Genomic DNA, 17,221 nt, shown 5'->3' with positions numbered 1-17,221 from the left:
CAACTTCCGCTATATCGTACACCCTTCCGCAAATCAGGACAGTGACATGCCCATCAAGATCCCAGCAGACCTCCCCGCCTATGACGTTCTGACGAACGAAGGCGTGATGGTCATGTCGCCGGATCAGGCAGCACGGCAGGATATCCGGGCGCTTCGCATCGGGCTGTTGAACCTGATGCCCAAGAAGATCCAGACCGAGAACCAGTTTGCCCGGCTGATCGGCGCCACGCCGCTGCAGATCGAGCTGAGCCTGATCCGGATGACCGAGCATCAGACCAAGAACACCGCGGCTGAGCATATGGAGGAGTTCTATCACTCCTTCCAGGACGTGAAGCACGAGAAGTTTGACGGGCTGATCATCACCGGCGCCCCGATCGAGCATCTGGAGTTTCCGGAAGTCACCTATTGGGACGAGATGCAGGAGGTGTTCGAGTGGACCCAGACCAACGTGCATTCGACCTTTGGCGTCTGCTGGGGCGGCATGGCGATGATCAACCATTTCCATGGCGTCAGAAAGCACATGCTGGACCACAAGGCGTTCGGATGCTTCCGGCACCGGAACCTGGCGCCGGCCTCGCCGTACCTGCGCGGGTTTTCGGATGATTTCGTGATCCCGGTCAGCCGTTGGACCGAGATGAAACAGGATGAGATTGACGCGGCCCCGGGGCTGCGCACCCTGTTGGGCAGCGATCAGGTCGGCCCCTGCCTGGTGGAGGACAAGGCGCACCGCGCGCTCTATATCTTCAACCATTTCGAATACGATAGTGATACGCTGAAGCAGGAATACGACCGCGACGTGGCCAATGGCACCCCGATCAACGTGCCGGACAACTACTATCCGAACGATGATCCCAGCCAGCAGCCGCAGAACCGCTGGCGCAGCCACGCGCATCTTCTGTATGGCAACTGGATCAATGAGATCTACCAGACCACGCCATATGAGCTGGATCAGATCGGCCGGTAGGATGCTGGTTTATCTGAGCCTCGCTGTTGCAACCGGCGCCGCGCTGACGGCCTGGCAGGCCGGACGGCGCGAGGCCGCCGCCGAGGCCAGCCACCCGCCGCAGGGTCAGGTGCTGGTGGTCGGGCGCCACCGGGTGCATGTGGTGGAGATGGGCCAGCCCAAGGGCAGCGCGCCGGACCTGGTGCTGATCCACGGCTCCAGCGGCAATACCCGGGACATGACCTTCCGGCTGGCGCCGGCGCTGGCCAGGGATTTCCGCATCCTGGTGTTCGACCGCCCGGGCCTGGGCTATTCCGACCGCCTGAACAGCAGCGGCGCAACGATCCGGCAGCAGGCGGACCTGCTGCGCCAGGCCGCGGCGCAGTTGGGCGCGCAGCAGCCTGTGGTGCTGGGTCAAAGCTACGGCGGTGCGGTGGCGCTGGCCTGGGCGGTCGACCACCCGGAGGCGCTGGCGGCGCTGGTGTCCGTTGCAGGTGTGTCGCACCCGTGGGACACGCCGCTGGACACGTTTTACAAGGTGACGTCGTCGCGGATCGGCAGCGCCCTCGCGGTCCCGGCCCTCACCGCGTTTGTGTCCCGCGCCACCGTCATGGACACGCTGGACGCGGTGTTTGCGCCCCAGCCGGTGCCGGAAGGCTATGCTGAGCATTTCGGCATCGGGCTGACGCTGCGGCGCAACTCGCTGCGGGCCAATGCCCGGCAGCGCGCCAACCTGCTGTCTGAGGTGAAGGCGCTGGCACCGCTTTACAGCCGGATCGGGGTCCCGGTCGAAATCGTCCACGGCACTGCGGATGACACCGTCAGCCCCAATATCCACGCGCGCCAGCTGGTGCAGGATGTTCCCAGTGCCGCCCTGACGCTGCTGGAGGGGATCGGCCACATGCCGCACCACGTGGCAACCGATGAAGTTGCCGCCGCGGTGCAGCGCGCTGCCGCCCGGGCAGATTTGCGTTAATGCGATTCACATTCCATACTGCATCCCCATATAAGGTGTTGGGGACAGAAGGGTTTTGCATATGACGCTGCCATTTGACGGGGCCATCAGCCGCTACTACCAGACCGGCGCGCCGGAGGAGATCCGCAAGGCGATCCAGACCGCTGACAAGGACGAAATCATCACCCCCAGCTATCCGCACCGGGAGCGGATGGCGCGCAAGACCTACGAGACGGAGCTGGAGGCGCTGCAGGTCGAACTGGTCAAGCTGCAGGCCTGGGTCAAGGCTAGCGGCGCGCGCATCGCCATTGTGCTGGAGGGCCGCGATGCCGCCGGCAAGGGCGGCACCATCAAACGCTTCCGCGAAAACCTGAACCCGCGCGGCGCCCGGGTTGTGGCGCTGTCCAAACCCAGCGAAGAAGAGCAGAGCCAGTGGTACTTTCAGCGCTACATCCAGCATCTGCCGTCGGGCGGCGAGATCGTGTTCTTCGACCGCAGCTGGTACAACCGCGGCGTGGTGGAAAAGGTGTTCGGTTTTTGCACCGATGACCAGCGCGAGCGGTTCTTTCACCAGGTGAAGGGGTTTGAGCAGGCGCTGGTGGAGGACGGCGTCAAGCTGTTCAAGTTCTGGCTCAACGTCGGCCGGGCGGAACAGCTGCGCCGGTTCCTGAAGCGGGAATCCGACCCTCTGAAGCAGTGGAAGCTGAGCCCGATCGACGTCAAGGGGCTGGAGAAATGGGACGCCTACACGGACGCGATCTCCGAGACCCTGGCGCGCAGCCATTGCCCCGAGGCTCCCTGGACCATCGTGCGCTCCGACGGCAAGCGGCGGGCGCGGCTGGCGGCGATCCGCGCGGTGCTGAGCGGCATTGACTATGACAACAAGGACGCCAAGGCCATCGGCGCCCTGGACACGGAAATTTGCGGAGGCCCGGACATCTGGGATGCCTAAACGCGGTTATCATCACGGCAACCTGCGCCAGGCGCTGGTCGAAGCCGCCCTGCAGCTGATCGAGGCCAAGGGCCCGACCGGTTTCAGCCTGTCGGAGGCCGCCAAAACGGCGGGTGTCACCCCGGCCGCGGTTTATCGCCATTTCGAAGGGCGCGAAGACCTGATCGCCGAGGCCGCGCGCCAGGGCTACATCATGTTTGCCGACCTGATGCAGCACGCCTATGACAAGTACCAGCCCTCGGCGCTGGCCGCGTTCGAGGCGACTGGCCGGGCCTATCTGGCCTTTGCGCGCAAGCATCCGGGCCATTACATCGCCATGTTCGAAAGCGGCGTGTCGGTGAACCGCACGCCGGAGCTGGCCGATGCCGCCGCCCGCGCGCGGCAGATCCTGGAACGCGCCGCGGCGGACCTGAGCCAGCACATCCCCGAACACAAACGCCCGCCGGCCTCGATGTTCTCGGCGCATGTGCTGGCGATGAGCCACGGGGTGGTGGAGCTTTATGCCCGCAACTCTCCCGGCGCCACCTCTCCGTTTCCGCCCGAGGATCTGCTGGAAAGCGGCATTGGCATCTATTTACGCGGGCTGGGTCTGATAGAGCCGGACAGCTAGAACGGACAGTTAGTACCGGCTGGCGGGCTGCGGCGCGCTCAGCTCGTCACCGACATTGATCAGATGGACCTCGCCGATGCCCTTGATGTCTTCGGGGCCGATGTCGGTGACGCGGAATTCTTCCGACAGCGCGGCCTTCATCTCTTCGGGGGCGACGATTTTCATCGCATTGGCAAAGACTTGCAGGCGGGACGCCAGGTTCACCGCGGGGCCGAACACGTCGTAGACGTATTTCTGGATCCCCACCACCGAACCCACGGCGGAGCCGGTGCCCAGCCCGATCCGCGCCTGCCATTTGTGCTGGTGGCTTTGATTGCGCCGCTCCAGATAACGCAGGAAGCGGGTGGCGCAATGGGCCACGGCGGTGGCGTGTTCGGGCATCGGTTCCGGCATCCCGGCCACCGCCAGATACGCGTCGCCAATGGTCTTGATCCGCTCGCAGCCGTATTGCTCGACGATGCGGTCGAAGGCGGTGAAGATGTCGTTCAGCTCTCCCAGCGTGACCGTCGGATCGGTGCGGGAGGCGAAATCGGTGAAATTCACAAAATCCAGCATCACCACCGAGACCTTGGGATAGAGCTGCGGGGTGACGACGCCAAAGGTTTTGAACTCCTCATATACCTGCCGCGGCATCAGGTTCAGCAACAGCCGCTCCACCCGCTCCTTCTCGCGCTCCAGTTCGCGGGTGTTGCGCTCAACCATGGCGGAATAGCTGTCGATCATGCTTTCCAGTTCGCGGATGCGGGTGATGTTCTGGCATTCCACCACCAGGAGCGCCTCGTCCAGATGGCTGGCCTGCGAGATGTTGATGGCAAAGACCAGCGTGCGCCGCTTGCGCTTGATCTTCAGCTCCGCCGAATAGCGCAGCCCCTCCTCGCACAGCGGGCCCAGATCCTCGCGGTCCAGCCCGTCGATGGCATCGGTCAGCGCCGCGCCCTCGCCCGGCGTGCCGAACCATTCCGCAAAGGGCTGATTGTGAAAGACAAACCCAAGGTCAGAGGCCCGCACCACCGCCACCCCGACGCCAATCGCGCGCAGCAGCTGCTCATTGATGGCGGCAATGCTCATGCCGCGTTCCTGGTGACGATGATGTTTCGCTTGGCCTCGATCGCGGTCAGCGTGGTGCGCACATCCGGTTCGGACAGACCGTGCTGCTCCAGTGCCTCCTTGAGCAGGGCCGCCATTTCGTCGAAATCCTCATGGGTGATGCCAAGCGCCCTGTGCACCGCCTCCAGCCGCTCGTCGCTGAAGGAGGCTGGCCCGCCCAGGAGCGAGGAGATGAACTTGGTCTGATGGTCAATCAGCCGCGCCATGTCGACGTCGGCGAAGTAGTCGCCGATCTGATCGGACTCGAGCGCCATCTCGTAAAATGTCATCACGACGCGGCTGATGGCGCTGAACCCGCCGTATTTCTCATAGATGGTTTGCGGCATGGCAGCTGTCCTCCCAACAGGAAGCAGTCAGCCCATGTTACGCCAGTTCTGCCAAAAAGTTAACGGCCCTGGGACCTGACCGGTCCCGGGCCGCACATCAAGCCGGTTTGCCGCGGGCAAAGCCCTGCCCGGCCTCAGGCCGCGCTTTCGTCCGCGCCTTGGTCGGTGAAGGTCACCAGATCGGCAACGATGCCCTGCAGGCCTTCGAGCAGTTCAACCGTCGGCTGCGCCGACAGCAGCGGTGCCATTTCCCGGATCAGCGGCAGCGGCAGATCCCACCAGCGCAGCTCCTGCAGTTTTTCGCAGACCGCGTCGTCAAACCGCTTGCGCACCCGCTGGGCCGGGTTGCCCGCCCAGACCTCATAGGCGCCGACATCGCTGGCGACAGTGGCGTTTGGGCCGATGACAGCGCCATTTCCGATGGTCACACCGGCCAGCACGGTGGCATTGGCACCGATCCAGACGTCGTTGCCGATGACAACATCGCCGCCGTTCTGCCGCGGCACGTGCACCCCGGCGCCGCCCAGTTCTTCGCTGAAAACCTCGCCAAAGGGAAAGGCGGTGATCCGGTCCAGCATGGGCGAGGCATCCAGCAGGATCCGCATCCCCCTACCGATGCTGCAGAACGCGCCAATGGACACATTGGCCCCGCCGCCCTGCTCCTGGATGTCCAGATCCTCGTAGCCATGAGTGAGGCGGCCGATGTCCAGCTGCCCGTTGCCGATCGGAGCAGTCTTGGGGTTCTCCGGTGTTACCATTATCTGTCCTGCCTTCGCTTGCTGGTCGCTCGATTCAGGAAACAAATTAGAAAATCTTCCTAAAAGAACCCTGAAAGATTTCGGCAAAAGCGGGCAGGTTCAAAAAACAGGCACAAAAAAAGGGCCCGCCAGCGGCGGACCCCTTCGAATTGGATATGTTCCGAATTAACGCTTCGAGAACTGGAACGAACGGCGGGCTTTGGCCTTGCCGTATTTCTTCCGTTCCACAACGCGGCTGTCGCGGGTCAGGAAGCCTGCTGCTTTCAGCGCGCCGCGCAGGGCGGGATCGTAAAGCTGCAGTGCTTTGGAAATGCCGTGCTTGACCGCACCGGCCTGACCGGACAGGCCGCCGCCCTTGACGGTGGCGTAAACGTCAAACTCGCCTTCGACGCCGGCAACCTGGAACGGCTGGCGCAGGATCATCTGCAGCACCGGACGGGCGAAGTACTTGTTGATTTCCTTGCCATTCACCTCGACCTTGCCGGAGCCCGGCTTGATCCAGACGCGGGCAACAGCGTCTTTACGCTTGCCGGTGGCATAGGCGCGGCCCAGTTCGTCACGAACCGGCTCACGCGCGATGGTTTCCTCAGCCACTGCTTCCACACCGGTTGCAGCTGCGAGCTCTTCGAGAGTGTTGATCTGATCAGCCATCGATATCAGCTCCGGGTGTTTTTCTTGTTCATGGATTTGACATCCAGAACTTCGGGGGCCTGGGCTTCGTGCGGGTGCTCGGCACCGGCATAGATACGCAGGTTGGTCATCTGCTGGCGCGCCAGGCGGTTGCCCGGCAGCATGCGCTTGACGGCCTGGAACACGACGCGCTCCGGGTGTGCACCTTCCAGGATTTCCTGTTTGGTGCGCGACTTGATGCCGCCCGGGTGGCCGGTGTGCCAGTAGAATTTTTCGTCACGCTTTTTGCCGGTCATCTGCACCTTGTCGGCGTTGATGATGATGACGTTGTCGCCCATATCCATATGCGGGGTGAACGAGGCTTTGTGCTTGCCACGCAGGCGCATGGCAACGATCGAGGCAAGACGGCCCAGAACAACGCCCTCGGCGTCGATCAGGATCCACTTCTTCTCGATATCTGCCGGAGTAGCAGAGAAGGTTTTCATGGCAGGTCAATCCTGTTTGTCGTGAAGGCAGAATCCAAAACGGTCCCGCCTGAATGCGATGGAGGGGGTTTACGGGGATCGCAATGCTGCGTCAACAGGGGCAATCAAGAATAAATCGTTGCCAAACAAAGCGTTACAAAATAGGTATTATATTACCCCATATATTCAGACGCTGATCTGCTCCGGCGGGTTGTCCAGCAGGGCACGCAGGCGCAGCATCGCCTCCTCGAAGCGCTTCAGCGGCACGTGGGCATTGACGGCGATGCGCACCGCGTGCGGGGCGCGGCCGTCGCGCAGGGCAAATTCATCCGCCGACCGGACCTGCACCCCGTTGGCCTCTGCCGCGCGGGTAAAGGCCGCCGCCCGCCAGCCCGAGGGCAGCCGCAGCCACAGGAACGGCACATCCGGGTTCCAGGTCAGGTCAAAGCCGCCCAGTGCATTGACTGCCACCCGCACATAGCGGGCCATCTCGGCGCGCACCTTGTCCACCAGCCCGGGCAGCCGGGGATCGGTCAGCAGGATGCGGACCAGATCGGCCAGCGGCTGCGCCAGCCCGAAATAACCGTATTCCGCCACCCGCCGCAGATCGGCGGCCCGCCCCTCCGGCGCCAGCGCAAAGCCGACGCGCAAGGCAGGCGTCAGGATCTTGGAGATCGAGGACACATGCCAGGCCAGTTCCGGCGCCAGCGCCCGGTAGCCCGGCGCCCGCGCCTCGCCCAGGCGGTAGCAGTCGTCCTCGACGATCTGAACGCCGTGGCGGCGGGCGATCCGGACGATTTCCTTGCGCCGCTCCAAAGGTGTGTAAAGCCCGGTGGGATTGTGCACTTCGGGGCTGGTGCACAGGACGGTGGCGCCGGTCTTGCGGATCGCCAGCTCCATCGAATCCGGGCGGATGCCGTGTTCGTCCATCGCCACCTCGACCACCTGGGCCCTCAGCAGCTCTGAGGCGCGGCGGAAGCCCGCATAGGTCAGGTCCTCGACCATGATCACCGGCTGAGGCCCCTCCAGGATGGCTTGCAGCACCACCATCAGCCCGTTCTGGCCGCCGTGTGTCAGTACGATGTCATTTTCGGTCACGGTGCCGACCGGCGATTGCCCCACCCAGGCGGCGGCGGCCTGGCGCACCGGCAGATAGGCGTCGCGGGTCGGGTAATTCAGGAATTTCCGGGCGTCGCCCTCGGCCACCTTGTGCAGCGCCTCGCGCACCGCGGCCACCTGCCCCATGTCGGCAATCCGCGGGCTGAACAGGCTGACATGGCCGGGATCGCGCGCCTCGGCCAGATGCAGCTGCCGCGACCATACGTCATCCGGCACCGGTTTCTTCTTTTCGGCTACAAAGGTGCCGCGCCCCACCTCGGCCTCCAGCACGCCCTCATCGGTCAGAATGCTGTAGGCGCGGGCCACGGTGCCGGGCGTAATGCTCAACTGATACGCGAGATCGCGCACCGGAGGTAACTTTGTACCTGTTTTCAAGCCGCCGGTTTCCACGGCTGATCGGATTGTGTCGGCCACCATTTTGTACTTCGGCCCCTTGGCCCCTGCCAGGTTCTGCGGCCAAATTGTACCCATTACAATCCATCCTTGGACAATACGCTTACCCCTTTGTATCAGAACATCACGACAAATCAACAGGATTGTATCAACACAATACGAAGGAAGCCTCCCATGGCACAGCACACGCAAATGGCACAATCGAATATGTCCTTTCTGAACAGCCGCCCGGCCCTGCCGGTGCTGGCGCAGTGGGCTGTCCTGTTTGCCGTGCTGGTCACCAAATGGAGCCTGCGCCACCGAACCCGGTGCCAGCTGAAACACCTGAGCGACGCGCAGCTGAAGGACATCGGCGTGTCCCGTGCCGACGCTCATTATCAAGCAACTCTTCCGTTCTGGCGCCCATGATCCCCTGGGCAAAAGAACAACCTGACGGCCGGGGTTCGCCCCGGCCTTTTTTTGTCCGCCCGCCCCCGCCCGGCAGAGCCGCCCGCCCATGCGTTACCAGCTATGCGGAAATTTAAGGTTGAACGAATCTTTCATGGGTCCTACATGCCCCCTCACTTTCGGCACCGATCCCAACCCCGGACCCTTATCCGGGGGGGCGCTAAGGGCCGTCTGGATTGTCATCTGCTGGAACGAAGGGGAGCGCCATGAAAGACGCCAACCTCTTCCAACTGGGGATCGGTCTGGAGACAGGCGCCCATGAGGAAGATACCGCCCGCGGTGTAACTGCCGCGAATCTTGATGCTGTTGTTGAGTCCGACCGCGAAGACCATTTCATCCGCAAGGATGGCAAGGTGTTCGCCGGCACGCATCTGATCATCGAAGTGATGAAGGGCACCGGCCTGGACTGCGAAGAGCGCATCCAGAACGCCTTCCGCAAATGTGTTGAGGTCTGCGGCGCCACCCTGCTGCACATCCACACCCACAAGTTCTCGCCGCAGGGCGTGTCCGGCGTGGCCGTGCTGGCGGAAAGCCACATCTCCGTCCACACTTGGCCGGAAATCGGCTATGGCGCGTTTGACGTGTTCATGTGCGGCGACGCCGAGCCGTGGAAAGCCGTCGGCGTGCTGAAAGAGGCGTTCAACACCGACATGGTGGAAGTGCGCGAACTGCTGCGCGGGGAGGAGCTGATCGCCAAAGAGGTGGCGGCATGACCGATGCAGCGAAGAAGGAGTGGGTCACCGAGAGCCTGCACGCGCATTACGCCCAGCGTTTGCGCGTGGATGAGATGCTCTATGACAGCAACACCGAGCACCAGCGCCTGAAAGTGTTCCAAAACGGCCAGTTCGGCCGCATCCTGACGCTGGACGACGTGGTGCAGACCACCGAAGGCGACAACTTCATCTACCATGAAATGCTGACCCATGTGCCGATCCTGGCGCATGGCAATGCAAAACGCGTGCTGATCATCGGCGGCGGCGACGGCGGCATGGCCCGCGAAGCGCTGCGCCACACCTCGGTCGAGCATGTCACCATGGTGGAAATCGACGGCGGCGTGGTGGATTTCTCGAAAGAGTATCTGCCGATGCTGAGCGATGGCGCCTTTGACGATCCGCGCCTCAACCTGGTGATCAACGACGGTGCGGTGTTCATGAAAGAGAACACCGAAAAGTTCGACGTGATCATCGTCGATTCCACCGACCCGATCGGCCCCGGTGAAGTTCTGTTCACCGACACGTTCTATGGCCACGCCGCGCGCTCGCTGACGGAGGACGGAATCATCGTTACCCAGAACGGCGTGCCGTTCATGCAGGGCGATGAGCTGACCGGCACCCTGCGGGCGTTCCAGGCGCTGTTTGCGGACGCGTCCTGTTATCTGGCGACCGTGCCGACCTATGCCGGCGGGCCGATGGCGTTCGGCTGGGGCAGCCATTCGGACAAGGCCCGCAACGTGAGCCTTGAAGATCTGGAGGCACGCTTTGCCGCAGCCGGGATCGACACCGGGTATTACAACCCCGAGGTCCACAAGGCCGCATTTGCCTTGCCGAACTACGTGAAGAAGCTGTTCCCGTAAGCGGGAGGCATGAGGGGGCTGCGGCCCCCTTTTTCTTGGATTGAGTACCACTCTTGCCCGGGCGCCCCGCGCCCGCCTTCCGGGCTGGACGGCCCCGGCCCTAACGTTGCGCGCCAATCCCCCTTGGCCTGACTGCCAGTCTTTGCTAGGCGCGGCAGGACCTTACTCACAAGTGGCAGGCCAAATGCAGCGCGACCCCATCCTTGTTGTTGACCGCGAGACCGGCGAGACCTTCGAAGAGGTTGTGCTGGGCGAGAAATGGATCCGCTGGGCCTATCAGACCGCCAGCGCCAGGCCGGTGGAAAAACTGCTGTTCCGCTCTGCCCTTATCAGCCGGCTGATGGGCGCCTGGTTCGACTCGCGGTTTTCCAGGGGGAAGATTGCCAAGGTTGTCGAGGATCTGTCGATCGACATGTCGGAGGCCACGGCGCCTGCGGACAGCTACGGCTGTTTCAACGACTTCTTCGTGCGCCACCTGAAACCCGAAGCCCGTCCCTTCAGCGATGATCCGGCGGACATCGTCTCCCCCGCGGACGGGCGCGTGCTGGTGTTCCCGGAACTGGCCGAAGACGTCTTTGTCCCGGTCAAGGGCCATCCGATGTCGGTCCGCACCATGCTGCCGGGCATTGCCGAGCGTTTCACCGGCGGCGCGCTGGCGATTGTGCGGCTGTGCCCGGCGGATTATCACCGCTACCACTTCCCCGCCGCGGGGCGCATCACAGCGGCGCAGGACATTCCCGGCGCGCTGCATTCGGTGAACCCGATTGCGCTGGGGGCCGGGCCGGATGTGTTTGGCGAGAACAAGCGCAGCTGGACCCTGGTCGAGACCAAAAACTTCGGCAGCTACTGCTTTGTCGAGGTCGGCGCCTTTGGCGTCGGCGCCATCGTCAACACCCGCACGACAGGCGCGGTGCAGAAGATGGACGAAAAGGGCTATTTCAAGTTCGGCGGCTCCACCGTGGTGGTGGTGTTTGAGCCCGGCAGGATCCGGTTTGCCGAAGACCTGACGGCCAACAGCGCCAAAGGACGGGAAACCCTGGTCAAGGTCGGCCAGCCGCTGGCCACCGCGCTTTAGCGCTTGGGCGGGATCGAATAGGTCATGGAGGCGCGGGCGACCGGCTCGGCCATGCCTTCGGAATACATCAGCACATCCGCCACCGCCAGGACCCGGCCCAGCTTCAACAGCCGCGCCTCGGCAATCACATCCGCCCCGGCGGCCGGCTTGCGCATGAAATCCAGCGCGCAGTTGGTGGTCACCGCCAGCGCCTCGCGCCCCAGCCGCGACAGGATCAGCGCATAGATCGCGCAATCGGCCAGCGCAAACATCGACGGCCCCGACACGGTGCCGCCGGGCCGCAGGTGCCGCTCCGCGGTCAGCAGGCGCATCCGCAGGCCGTGCTCATCCATTGCATCAATGGCAAAGTCGTCCTTCACCTGCGGAAAGATCTCATGCAGGTAATCCGTCAGACCTGCGACATCAAATGCCAGTGCCATGCTTTTCCTTTCCCTTCGCGCTGACTAGAGTTGGCGCAACCCTTGGGAGGAGAGCAAGATGGCAATTCTGGAACGTTGCGACACGGGGAATATCGCCCGGCTGACCCTGAACACACCGGAAAAGCTGAATGCGCTGTCGGACGAGATGCTGGCGGCCCTGCAGGACCAGATAGATGCCCTGCGCGAAGACAGCAGCATCAAAGTGGTGATTCTGTCGGGCGCCGGCAAAGGGTTCTGCGCGGGACATGACATCAAGCAGATGACGGCCGGGCGCAGCGCCGAGGATGGTGGCAAGGCTTTTTTCCGGGATCTGTTCGCCCGCTGCACCAGCGTGATGACGGGGCTGCAATCGCTGCCCCAGCCGGTGATCGCCCAGGTCCACGGCATCGCCACCGCGGCGGGCTGCCAGCTGGTCGCCTCCTGCGATCTGGCAGTGGCGGCGGAAGGCACCAGGTTCGGCGTCAACGGGGTGAACATCGGCCTGTTCTGCTCCACCCCGATGGTGGCGCTGTCGCGCAACATCCCGCGCAAGCAGGCGTTTGAGCTGCTGACCACGGGGGAGTTCATCGACGCCGCTCGCGCGGTGGAGCTGGGCTTGGCCAACCGCGCCGTGCCGCTGGATCAGCTGGAGGCGGAAACCGCCAAGCTGGCCGAAACCATCGCCGCGAAACTGGGGGCGGCGGTCAAGATCGGCAAGCAGGCGTTTTACGAGCAGCTGCAGATGCCGCTGGACCAGGCCTATGCCTATACCAGCGGGGTGATCGTCGAGAACCTGATGTACCGCGACACCATCGAAGGCATGGCCGCCTTCATCGAAAAACGCGCGCCGGACTGGCAGGAGTAAGTTTATCTGAAAATTTTCGGAGAACTTTAGGCTTTGTTTACCAATCGAAACCTATTGTTTCCTCAAGACGCCAGCTAACTGCCTTTCAATTCGGGCGGAAAGATGGCAAAGATTGGGCAAGGTCGGCGCACAGTCACTGGCCTGCACAATTTGGGCTGCTGCTGCGGAAGGGTCCCTCCAGCCGGTTCTCTCTCACCGGTCGATCATTCCCGCGGCGGCGGCCCCAAATTTACCCCGCCCCGCCCGTACAAGCTGACACCCGGACGGCGCAAGTGCGCTGTTAGCGGCGGCTCTGCCGCAGCCCCTGCGCCCAAGCCGGTTGCACAGGCCCGTCCCCTGCCCTATGTGGCGGGCATGACAGATCATTCGGCACAGACATTGCACATCGTGGGCGGCGGCATGGCCGGCTCGGAAGCGGCCTGGCAGGCGGCAAACATGGGCGTTCAGGTGGTGATCCACGAAATGCGCCCCAAGGTGGAAACCTTCGCCCACCAGACCGGCAACCTGGGCGAGATGGTATGCTCCAACTCCTTCCGCTCAGACGATGACGAGCAGAACGCCGTGGGCCTCCTGCACTGGGAAATGCGCCAGGCAAACGGCCTGATCATGACCACCGCAGACGAGCACCGCCTGCCCGCCGGCGGCGCCCTGGCCGTGGACCGCGAGCCTTTTGCCGAAACCGTGACCGCCAGGCTGAAGGCGCACCCGAATGTCACTGTTTCTTATGAAGAAATCACCGAACTGCCGGCAGACGGCCACTGGATCTTTGCCACCGGCCCGCTGACCTCGCCGGAACTGGGCAAGGCCATCCAAGCCGAAACCGGAGCAGAGGCGCTGGCCTTCTTCGATGCCATCGCACCGATTGTCTATGCGGAAAGCATCGACATGTCGCAGGCCTGGATGCAGTCGCGCTATGACAAGGGCGAGACCGAGGAAGAACGCACCGCCTACCTCAACTGCCCGATGGACAAGGACCAGTACGAGGCCTTTATCGACGCATTATTGTCAGCTGACAAAACCGAGTTCCACGAAGGTGAGACCGCGGGCTATTTCGACGGCTGCCTGCCGATCGAGGTGATGGCGGAACGCGGCCGCGAGACCCTGCGCCACGGGCCGATGAAGCCGGTGGGGCTGACCAACCCGCATCAGCCGGACGTCAAGGCCCACGCCGTGGTGCAGCTGCGTCGCGACAACGCGCTGGGAACGCTGTTCAACATCGTCGGCTTCCAGACCAAGATGAAATACGGCGCCCAGACCGAGGTGTTCCGGATGATACCGGGGCTGGAGAACGCCAGTTTTGCCCGCCTCGGCGGCATCCACCGCAACACTTTCATCAACTCCCCCACCCTGCTGGACGCGCAGATGCGGCTGAAGCGGAAACCCAACATCCGTTTTGCCGGCCAGATCACCGGGGTGGAGGGCTATGTGGAAAGCGCCGCGATGGGCCTTTTGGCAGGACGGCTGGCGGCGGCGGAAATCCTCGGCCAGGAGCTGCCGGAGGTGCCGCAGGACAGCGCCATGGGCGCGCTGATCCACCACATCACCGGCGGCGCCGAGGCCAAGACGTTTCAGCCGATGAACGTGAACTTCGGCCTGTTCCGCCCGGTGGACGGCCTCAAAGGCGGCCGCCGCGGCCGGAAAGACCGCTACAAGGCTTACACCGACCGCGCCAAGGCAGCCTGGCAGGCGTGGCTCAGCAACTTTTCCTAGACGCTGCGCAAAGCGCGGGTCTAGACTTGATGCATGAACGACAAATTTCTCGATAAGTCCTACGGGCTTGAGAGCCCGGAGGCGACCCGCGACCACTATGACAGGTGGGCCGCTTCCTATGATGCGGAAATCGCGGAAAACGGTTATGCAACGCCAGGGCGGATTGCCGCGGCGCTGTGGAAATACCTGCCGGACCCGGACGCGCCGGTCCTCGACTTCGGCTGCGGCACCGGCCTCTGCGGCCTGGCGCTGCGCGCGGCCGGATACAACGTGGTCGACGGGCTGGAGCCATCGCCGGAAATGCTGGAGCAGGCCCGTGCCAAAGGCGTCTACCGGCAGCTGACGCAACTGGACATTGCGGACAAGACGCCGGTGAAACCGGGCAGCTACCGCGCCATTGCCGGCTGCGGCCTGCTGAGCAAGGGCGCGGCGCCGCCTGCCACCTTCGACGTGATCATGCGGGGGCTGGACCGCGGCGGGCTGTTTGCCTTCTCCTTCAACGACCATGCGCTGGAGGACCGCGCCTATACCGGCAAGCTGAATGACTGGCTGGACTGTTCGGCGGCACGGCTGCTATTCAAGGAATACGGCGACCACCTGCCGGGAATAAACCTGAAGTCGACTGTCTATGTGATTGAGAAAGCGTGACATTCACCACCCGCTTTGCGCCTTCGCCAACCGGACCGCTGCACCTGGGCCACGCCTATTCCGCGCTGCTGGCGCATGACATGGCCGTGGCTGCGGGCGGCCGGTGTTTGCTGCGCATCGAAGATATCGACCAGTCCCGCTCCCGCACCGCCTGGGAGGCGCAGATCTATGACGACCTGCATTGGCTGGGCCTTACTTGGCCGCAGCCGGTGATGCGCCAGTCCGAGCGGCTGCCCCGCTACCGCGCCGCGCTGGACCGGCTGACCGCCCTGGGACTCACCTACCCTTGCCGCTGCAACCGCGCCGATATCGAGGCCGCGGCGGGCGCGCCACAGGAAGGCGTGCCGCAGTTCGGCCCCGACGGGCGCATCTATCCGGGCACCTGCCGAGCCCGCCTGCCTGCCGGGGCCACGGACCGCGACGTGATCCGGCTGAACATGGGAAAGGCCGTCCAGACCGCTGAGCTGCGAAGCTTCACCGAGACCGGGGCGGCGTTTGAAGGCACCCATCAGCTGGACCCTGAGCAACTGATCTCAATGGTTGGCGACATCATTCTGGTGCGCCGCAATATGGGCAGTTCCTACCACCTGTCGGTGGTGGCGGATGACGCGGACCAGGGCATCACCCATGCTGTGCGCGGTGCCGACCTGTTTGACGCCACCCAAATCCACGTGCTGCTGCAAAGCCTGCTGGGTCTGCCCACCCCCGTCTATCACCACCACCGCCTGATCCGCGACGCACAGGGCAAGCGCCTCGCCAAACGCGACGACGCCCGCGCGATTGCAAAGTACCGCGCCGAGGGCGCCACCCCGCAGGACATCCGCGAAATGGTGGGCCTCCCCGCTTCTTCTGGCTGAAAATATCCCCGCCGGAGGCGCGGCCCGGCAGGGCCGCCCCCGCTTAGCCGCCGCTTAGCCCATCGGTGCCATCAGCTCGACCTCGCCGCCTTCCCGCAGCGCGGTGTAAAAACAGGTCCGGCGGTTGGTGTGGCAGGCCGCGCCGGTCTGGCGCACCAGGGCCAGCAGGCAATCCCGGTCGCAATCGACGCGCAGATCCACCAGTTCCTGCACGTGGCCCGACGTCTCGCCTTTGATCCAGAACGCCTGGCGCGAGCGCGACCAATAGGTGACCCGGCGGGTTTCCAGCGTGCGCGCCACCGCGTCCGCGTTCATCCAGGCCATCATCAGCACCTCGCCCGAGGCCTCGTCCTGCGCAATGCAGGGGATCAGGCCCGCGTCGTTGTAAACCAGGCTGGCGGGATCAAAGGACGCGGCAATAGACATGGGCAAAAACCTTTTGCATCTGCTGTTCGGCTCCTTATGTATGGGGAACCACCAAGCAGGGAAAGCCCGGGAAAGCGATGTCTGGCGAATCCGATCTGATCAAGCTGTATTCTACGCGCATTCTGGCGCTGGCGGCGGATATTCCGCATCTTGGACGGCTGGACTCGCCGGATGCCACGGTCAAGAAACGCTCCCCGCTTTGCGGCTCCACCGTCACCGTCGACATCCGCGTCGAGGACGGGCGGATCACGGATTTCGGCCAGGACGTGAAGGCTTGCGCGCTGGGACAGGCCGCGGCGGCTGTGGCCGGCGCCAATGTGATCGGCCGCTCGCTGGCCGAAGTGGAAACTGCCCGCGACCAGCTGAAGGCGATGCTGACCCAGGACGGCCCGGTGCCGCAGCCCCCCTTTGACGGGCTGGAAGTGCTGCAGCCCGCGCGCGAGTTCAAGAACCGCCACGCCTCCATCATGCTGGCGCTGGACGCCACCCTGGAAGCGATGCAGACCGCCGCCAAGGAGCAATGCGCCTGACGGCGGCACCCTGCGCCACTGACGGCCACAGACAGCAAACCCCGCGGCCGCCCTCGCAGCAATGCGAGGTGGAATTTGGTTTTGCACCCGCCCTCCAAACAAAAAACCGCCGCGCATCCGGGCAGGATGGCGGCGGCAGTCATGCTCTGCTGTGCGGGACCCGGGCGGGCCAGGGTGGATCTTGAGGCAATCCATTCGGGGATCGGAACAGGCGGTTGATCCCTTAAGCAGTCCGGGACAGGAAAGGGCCGGCCCGGCACAGCAGAGGCATTCAGGAATGGGAGGAGCAGGTCAGAGCAGGCCCGGCAGATGCAGCGCTGCCACCAGCATCACCATCAGCGAGGCCGCGCCGATGGCGTCCTGCAGCAAGGTGGAATGGGCGTTGTGAATCGTGGTTTTGATCTGTGCAATCATGGCTCGGGCCTCCTCCAGTCT

General features: G+C 63.8%; 22 protein-coding genes. 13 read left to right on the top strand and 9 right to left on the bottom strand.

The annotated features are described in order from the left end of the window. The first annotated feature begins 46 nt into the window (after nt 1–46). The 4 genes from metA to PHA8399_RS14170 all read left to right on the top strand — a co-directional run bounded on the left by metA (nt 47) and on the right by PHA8399_RS14170 (nt 3,460). A complete protein-coding gene (metA, locus tag PHA8399_RS14185) occupies nt 47–964 on the top strand; it encodes a homoserine O-acetyltransferase MetA (protein WP_058286778.1) in 918 nt (305 codons plus the stop codon). 1 nt (nt 965) lies between these two features. Beyond that, entirely contained in the window at nt 966–1,919 is a 954-nt protein-coding gene (locus tag PHA8399_RS14180) for an alpha/beta fold hydrolase (protein ID WP_058286777.1), read from the top strand. 61 nt (nt 1,920–1,980) lie between these two features. Further along, nucleotides 1,981–2,850 (top strand): polyphosphate kinase 2, encoded by an 870-nt coding sequence (ppk2, locus tag PHA8399_RS14175; RefSeq protein ID WP_058286776.1) that lies wholly within the window; start codon nt 1,981–1,983, stop codon nt 2,848–2,850. Beyond that, a complete protein-coding gene (locus PHA8399_RS14170; RefSeq protein WP_058286775.1) occupies nt 2,843–3,460 on the top strand; it encodes a TetR/AcrR family transcriptional regulator in 618 nt (205 codons plus the stop codon). Before ppk2 ends, PHA8399_RS14170 begins: the two co-directional genes overlap by 8 nt. A 9-nt stretch (nt 3,461–3,469) precedes the next feature. Here PHA8399_RS14170 and PHA8399_RS14165 read toward each other — a convergent pair whose 3' ends face one another. From PHA8399_RS14165 to PHA8399_RS14140, 6 genes are all read right to left on the bottom strand, one after another. Beyond that, nucleotides 3,470–4,528 carry an adenylate/guanylate cyclase domain-containing protein gene (locus PHA8399_RS14165; RefSeq protein WP_058286774.1) on the bottom strand — a complete coding sequence of 353 codons (1,059 nt, stop codon included), beginning with the start codon at nt 4,526–4,528 and terminating at the stop codon, nt 3,470–3,472. Further along, nucleotides 4,525–4,893, bottom strand: a complete 369-nt coding sequence (locus tag PHA8399_RS14160) for a group I truncated hemoglobin (protein ID WP_058286773.1) — start codon at nt 4,891–4,893, stop codon at nt 4,525–4,527. Before PHA8399_RS14160 ends, PHA8399_RS14165 begins: the two co-directional genes overlap by 4 nt. A gap of 134 nt (nt 4,894–5,027) precedes the next feature. Continuing rightward, nucleotides 5,028–5,651 (bottom strand): CatB-related O-acetyltransferase, encoded by a 624-nt coding sequence (locus tag PHA8399_RS14155; RefSeq protein WP_058286772.1) that lies wholly within the window; start codon nt 5,649–5,651, stop codon nt 5,028–5,030. Nucleotides 5,652–5,816: 165 nt separating this feature from the next. After that, nucleotides 5,817–6,302 (bottom strand): 30S ribosomal protein S9, encoded by a 486-nt coding sequence (gene rpsI / locus PHA8399_RS14150; protein ID WP_058286771.1) that lies wholly within the window; start codon nt 6,300–6,302, stop codon nt 5,817–5,819. Nucleotides 6,303–6,307: 5 nt separating this feature from the next. Next, a complete protein-coding gene (rplM, locus tag PHA8399_RS14145) occupies nt 6,308–6,766 on the bottom strand; it encodes a 50S ribosomal protein L13 (RefSeq protein ID WP_008554374.1) in 459 nt (152 codons plus the stop codon). A 165-nt stretch (nt 6,767–6,931) separates the two neighbouring features. Further along, on the bottom strand, nt 6,932–8,335 hold the full coding sequence (locus PHA8399_RS14140; protein WP_058286770.1) for an aminotransferase-like domain-containing protein: 1,404 nt from the start codon (nt 8,333–8,335) through the stop codon (nt 6,932–6,934). A gap of 96 nt (nt 8,336–8,431) precedes the next feature. Between PHA8399_RS14140 and PHA8399_RS14135 the strand changes: the two genes are divergently transcribed. The 4 genes from PHA8399_RS14135 (at nt 8,432) to asd (ending at nt 11,352) form a co-directional block, all read left to right on the top strand. After that, nucleotides 8,432–8,665, top strand: a complete 234-nt coding sequence (locus tag PHA8399_RS14135; protein WP_058286769.1) for a DUF1127 domain-containing protein — start codon at nt 8,432–8,434, stop codon at nt 8,663–8,665. A gap of 245 nt (nt 8,666–8,910) precedes the next feature. Then, nucleotides 8,911–9,417: an adenosylmethionine decarboxylase gene (gene speD / locus PHA8399_RS14130; RefSeq protein WP_058286768.1), complete on the top strand. Its 507-nt coding sequence runs from the start codon at nt 8,911–8,913 to the stop codon at nt 9,415–9,417. Next, nucleotides 9,414–10,277, top strand: coding sequence for a polyamine aminopropyltransferase (gene speE / locus PHA8399_RS14125; RefSeq protein WP_058286767.1), 864 nt, complete (start codon nt 9,414–9,416; stop codon nt 10,275–10,277). Before speD ends, speE begins: the two co-directional genes overlap by 4 nt. 184 nt (nt 10,278–10,461) lie before the next feature. Then, nucleotides 10,462–11,352: an archaetidylserine decarboxylase gene (gene asd, locus PHA8399_RS14120; RefSeq protein ID WP_058286766.1), complete on the top strand. Its 891-nt coding sequence runs from the start codon at nt 10,462–10,464 to the stop codon at nt 11,350–11,352. Here the strand turns inward: asd and PHA8399_RS14115 are convergent. Then, nucleotides 11,349–11,771 carry a PaaI family thioesterase gene (locus tag PHA8399_RS14115; RefSeq protein ID WP_058286765.1) on the bottom strand — a complete coding sequence of 141 codons (423 nt, stop codon included), beginning with the start codon at nt 11,769–11,771 and terminating at the stop codon, nt 11,349–11,351. The genes asd and PHA8399_RS14115 overlap by 4 nt on opposite strands. Nucleotides 11,772–11,829: 58 nt before the next feature. Here PHA8399_RS14115 and PHA8399_RS14110 point away from each other — a divergent pair, with 58 nt between their 5' ends. The 4 genes from PHA8399_RS14110 to gluQRS all read left to right on the top strand — a co-directional run bounded on the left by PHA8399_RS14110 (nt 11,830) and on the right by gluQRS (nt 15,830). Continuing rightward, nucleotides 11,830–12,615: an enoyl-CoA hydratase gene (locus tag PHA8399_RS14110; protein ID WP_058286764.1), complete on the top strand. Its 786-nt coding sequence runs from the start codon at nt 11,830–11,832 to the stop codon at nt 12,613–12,615. A 354-nt stretch (nt 12,616–12,969) separates the two neighbouring features. Further along, on the top strand, nt 12,970–14,325 hold the full coding sequence (gene trmFO, locus PHA8399_RS14105) for a methylenetetrahydrofolate--tRNA-(uracil(54)-C(5))-methyltransferase (FADH(2)-oxidizing) TrmFO (protein ID WP_058286763.1): 1,356 nt from the start codon (nt 12,970–12,972) through the stop codon (nt 14,323–14,325). Between the two features lie 33 nt (nt 14,326–14,358). Then, nucleotides 14,359–14,973, top strand: a complete 615-nt coding sequence (locus PHA8399_RS14100; protein ID WP_058286762.1) for a class I SAM-dependent DNA methyltransferase — start codon at nt 14,359–14,361, stop codon at nt 14,971–14,973. Beyond that, a complete protein-coding gene (gene gluQRS / locus PHA8399_RS14095; protein ID WP_058286761.1) occupies nt 14,970–15,830 on the top strand; it encodes a tRNA glutamyl-Q(34) synthetase GluQRS in 861 nt (286 codons plus the stop codon). Before PHA8399_RS14100 ends, gluQRS begins: the two co-directional genes overlap by 4 nt. A gap of 54 nt (nt 15,831–15,884) precedes the next feature. Here gluQRS and hisI read toward each other — a convergent pair whose 3' ends face one another. Continuing rightward, entirely contained in the window at nt 15,885–16,256 is a 372-nt protein-coding gene (gene hisI, locus PHA8399_RS14090) for a phosphoribosyl-AMP cyclohydrolase (protein ID WP_058286760.1), read from the bottom strand. 77 nt (nt 16,257–16,333) lie between these two features. Here hisI and PHA8399_RS14085 point away from each other — a divergent pair, with 77 nt between their 5' ends. Next, nucleotides 16,334–16,786 carry an iron-sulfur cluster assembly scaffold protein gene (locus PHA8399_RS14085; RefSeq protein WP_058286759.1) on the top strand — a complete coding sequence of 151 codons (453 nt, stop codon included), beginning with the start codon at nt 16,334–16,336 and terminating at the stop codon, nt 16,784–16,786. Nucleotides 16,787–17,077: 291 nt separating this feature from the next. Here the strand turns inward: PHA8399_RS14085 and PHA8399_RS22890 are convergent, their stop codons facing one another. Beyond that, nucleotides 17,078–17,200: a hypothetical protein gene (locus PHA8399_RS22890; RefSeq protein ID WP_259937640.1), complete on the bottom strand. Its 123-nt coding sequence runs from the start codon at nt 17,198–17,200 to the stop codon at nt 17,078–17,080. Nucleotides 17,201–17,221: the final 21 nt, after the last annotated feature.

The organism is Leisingera aquaemixtae, assembly GCF_001458395.1.
GTDB classification, from domain to species: domain Bacteria; phylum Pseudomonadota; class Alphaproteobacteria; order Rhodobacterales; family Rhodobacteraceae; genus Leisingera; species Leisingera aquaemixtae.
Note: the sequence above shows the minus strand (reverse complement) of the source record. Positions and strands in the feature narration are given on the sequence as shown.

Coding starts and splice junctions, on each gene's coding strand:
- PHA8399_RS14115 (WP_058286765.1), bottom strand. CDS start 11,771: ATGGCACTGGCATTTGATGTCGCAGGTCTGACGGATTACCTGCATGAG.
- trmFO (WP_058286763.1), top strand. CDS start 12,970: ATGACAGATCATTCGGCACAGACATTGCACATCGTGGGCGGCGGCATG.
- PHA8399_RS14180 (WP_058286777.1), top strand. CDS start 966: ATGCTGGTTTATCTGAGCCTCGCTGTTGCAACCGGCGCCGCGCTGACG.
- speE (WP_058286767.1), top strand. CDS start 9,414: ATGACCGATGCAGCGAAGAAGGAGTGGGTCACCGAGAGCCTGCACGCG.
- PHA8399_RS14100 (WP_058286762.1), top strand. CDS start 14,359: ATGAACGACAAATTTCTCGATAAGTCCTACGGGCTTGAGAGCCCGGAG.
- rplM (WP_008554374.1), bottom strand. CDS start 6,766: ATGAAAACCTTCTCTGCTACTCCGGCAGATATCGAGAAGAAGTGGATC.
- ppk2 (WP_058286776.1), top strand. CDS start 1,981: ATGACGCTGCCATTTGACGGGGCCATCAGCCGCTACTACCAGACCGGC.
- PHA8399_RS14170 (WP_058286775.1), top strand. CDS start 2,843: ATGCCTAAACGCGGTTATCATCACGGCAACCTGCGCCAGGCGCTGGTC.
- PHA8399_RS14110 (WP_058286764.1), top strand. CDS start 11,830: ATGGCAATTCTGGAACGTTGCGACACGGGGAATATCGCCCGGCTGACC.
- PHA8399_RS14135 (WP_058286769.1), top strand. CDS start 8,432: ATGGCACAGCACACGCAAATGGCACAATCGAATATGTCCTTTCTGAAC.
- PHA8399_RS14140 (WP_058286770.1), bottom strand. CDS start 8,335: ATGGGTACAATTTGGCCGCAGAACCTGGCAGGGGCCAAGGGGCCGAAG.
- PHA8399_RS14155 (WP_058286772.1), bottom strand. CDS start 5,651: ATGGTAACACCGGAGAACCCCAAGACTGCTCCGATCGGCAACGGGCAG.
- PHA8399_RS14085 (WP_058286759.1), top strand. CDS start 16,334: ATGTCTGGCGAATCCGATCTGATCAAGCTGTATTCTACGCGCATTCTG.
- PHA8399_RS22890 (WP_259937640.1), bottom strand. CDS start 17,200: ATGATTGCACAGATCAAAACCACGATTCACAACGCCCATTCCACCTTG.
- rpsI (WP_058286771.1), bottom strand. CDS start 6,302: ATGGCTGATCAGATCAACACTCTCGAAGAGCTCGCAGCTGCAACCGGT.
- asd (WP_058286766.1), top strand. CDS start 10,462: ATGCAGCGCGACCCCATCCTTGTTGTTGACCGCGAGACCGGCGAGACC.
- metA (WP_058286778.1), top strand. CDS start 47: ATGCCCATCAAGATCCCAGCAGACCTCCCCGCCTATGACGTTCTGACG.
- PHA8399_RS14165 (WP_058286774.1), bottom strand. CDS start 4,528: ATGAGCATTGCCGCCATCAATGAGCAGCTGCTGCGCGCGATTGGCGTC.
- speD (WP_058286768.1), top strand. CDS start 8,911: ATGAAAGACGCCAACCTCTTCCAACTGGGGATCGGTCTGGAGACAGGC.
- hisI (WP_058286760.1), bottom strand. CDS start 16,256: ATGTCTATTGCCGCGTCCTTTGATCCCGCCAGCCTGGTTTACAACGAC.
- PHA8399_RS14160 (WP_058286773.1), bottom strand. CDS start 4,893: ATGCCGCAAACCATCTATGAGAAATACGGCGGGTTCAGCGCCATCAGC.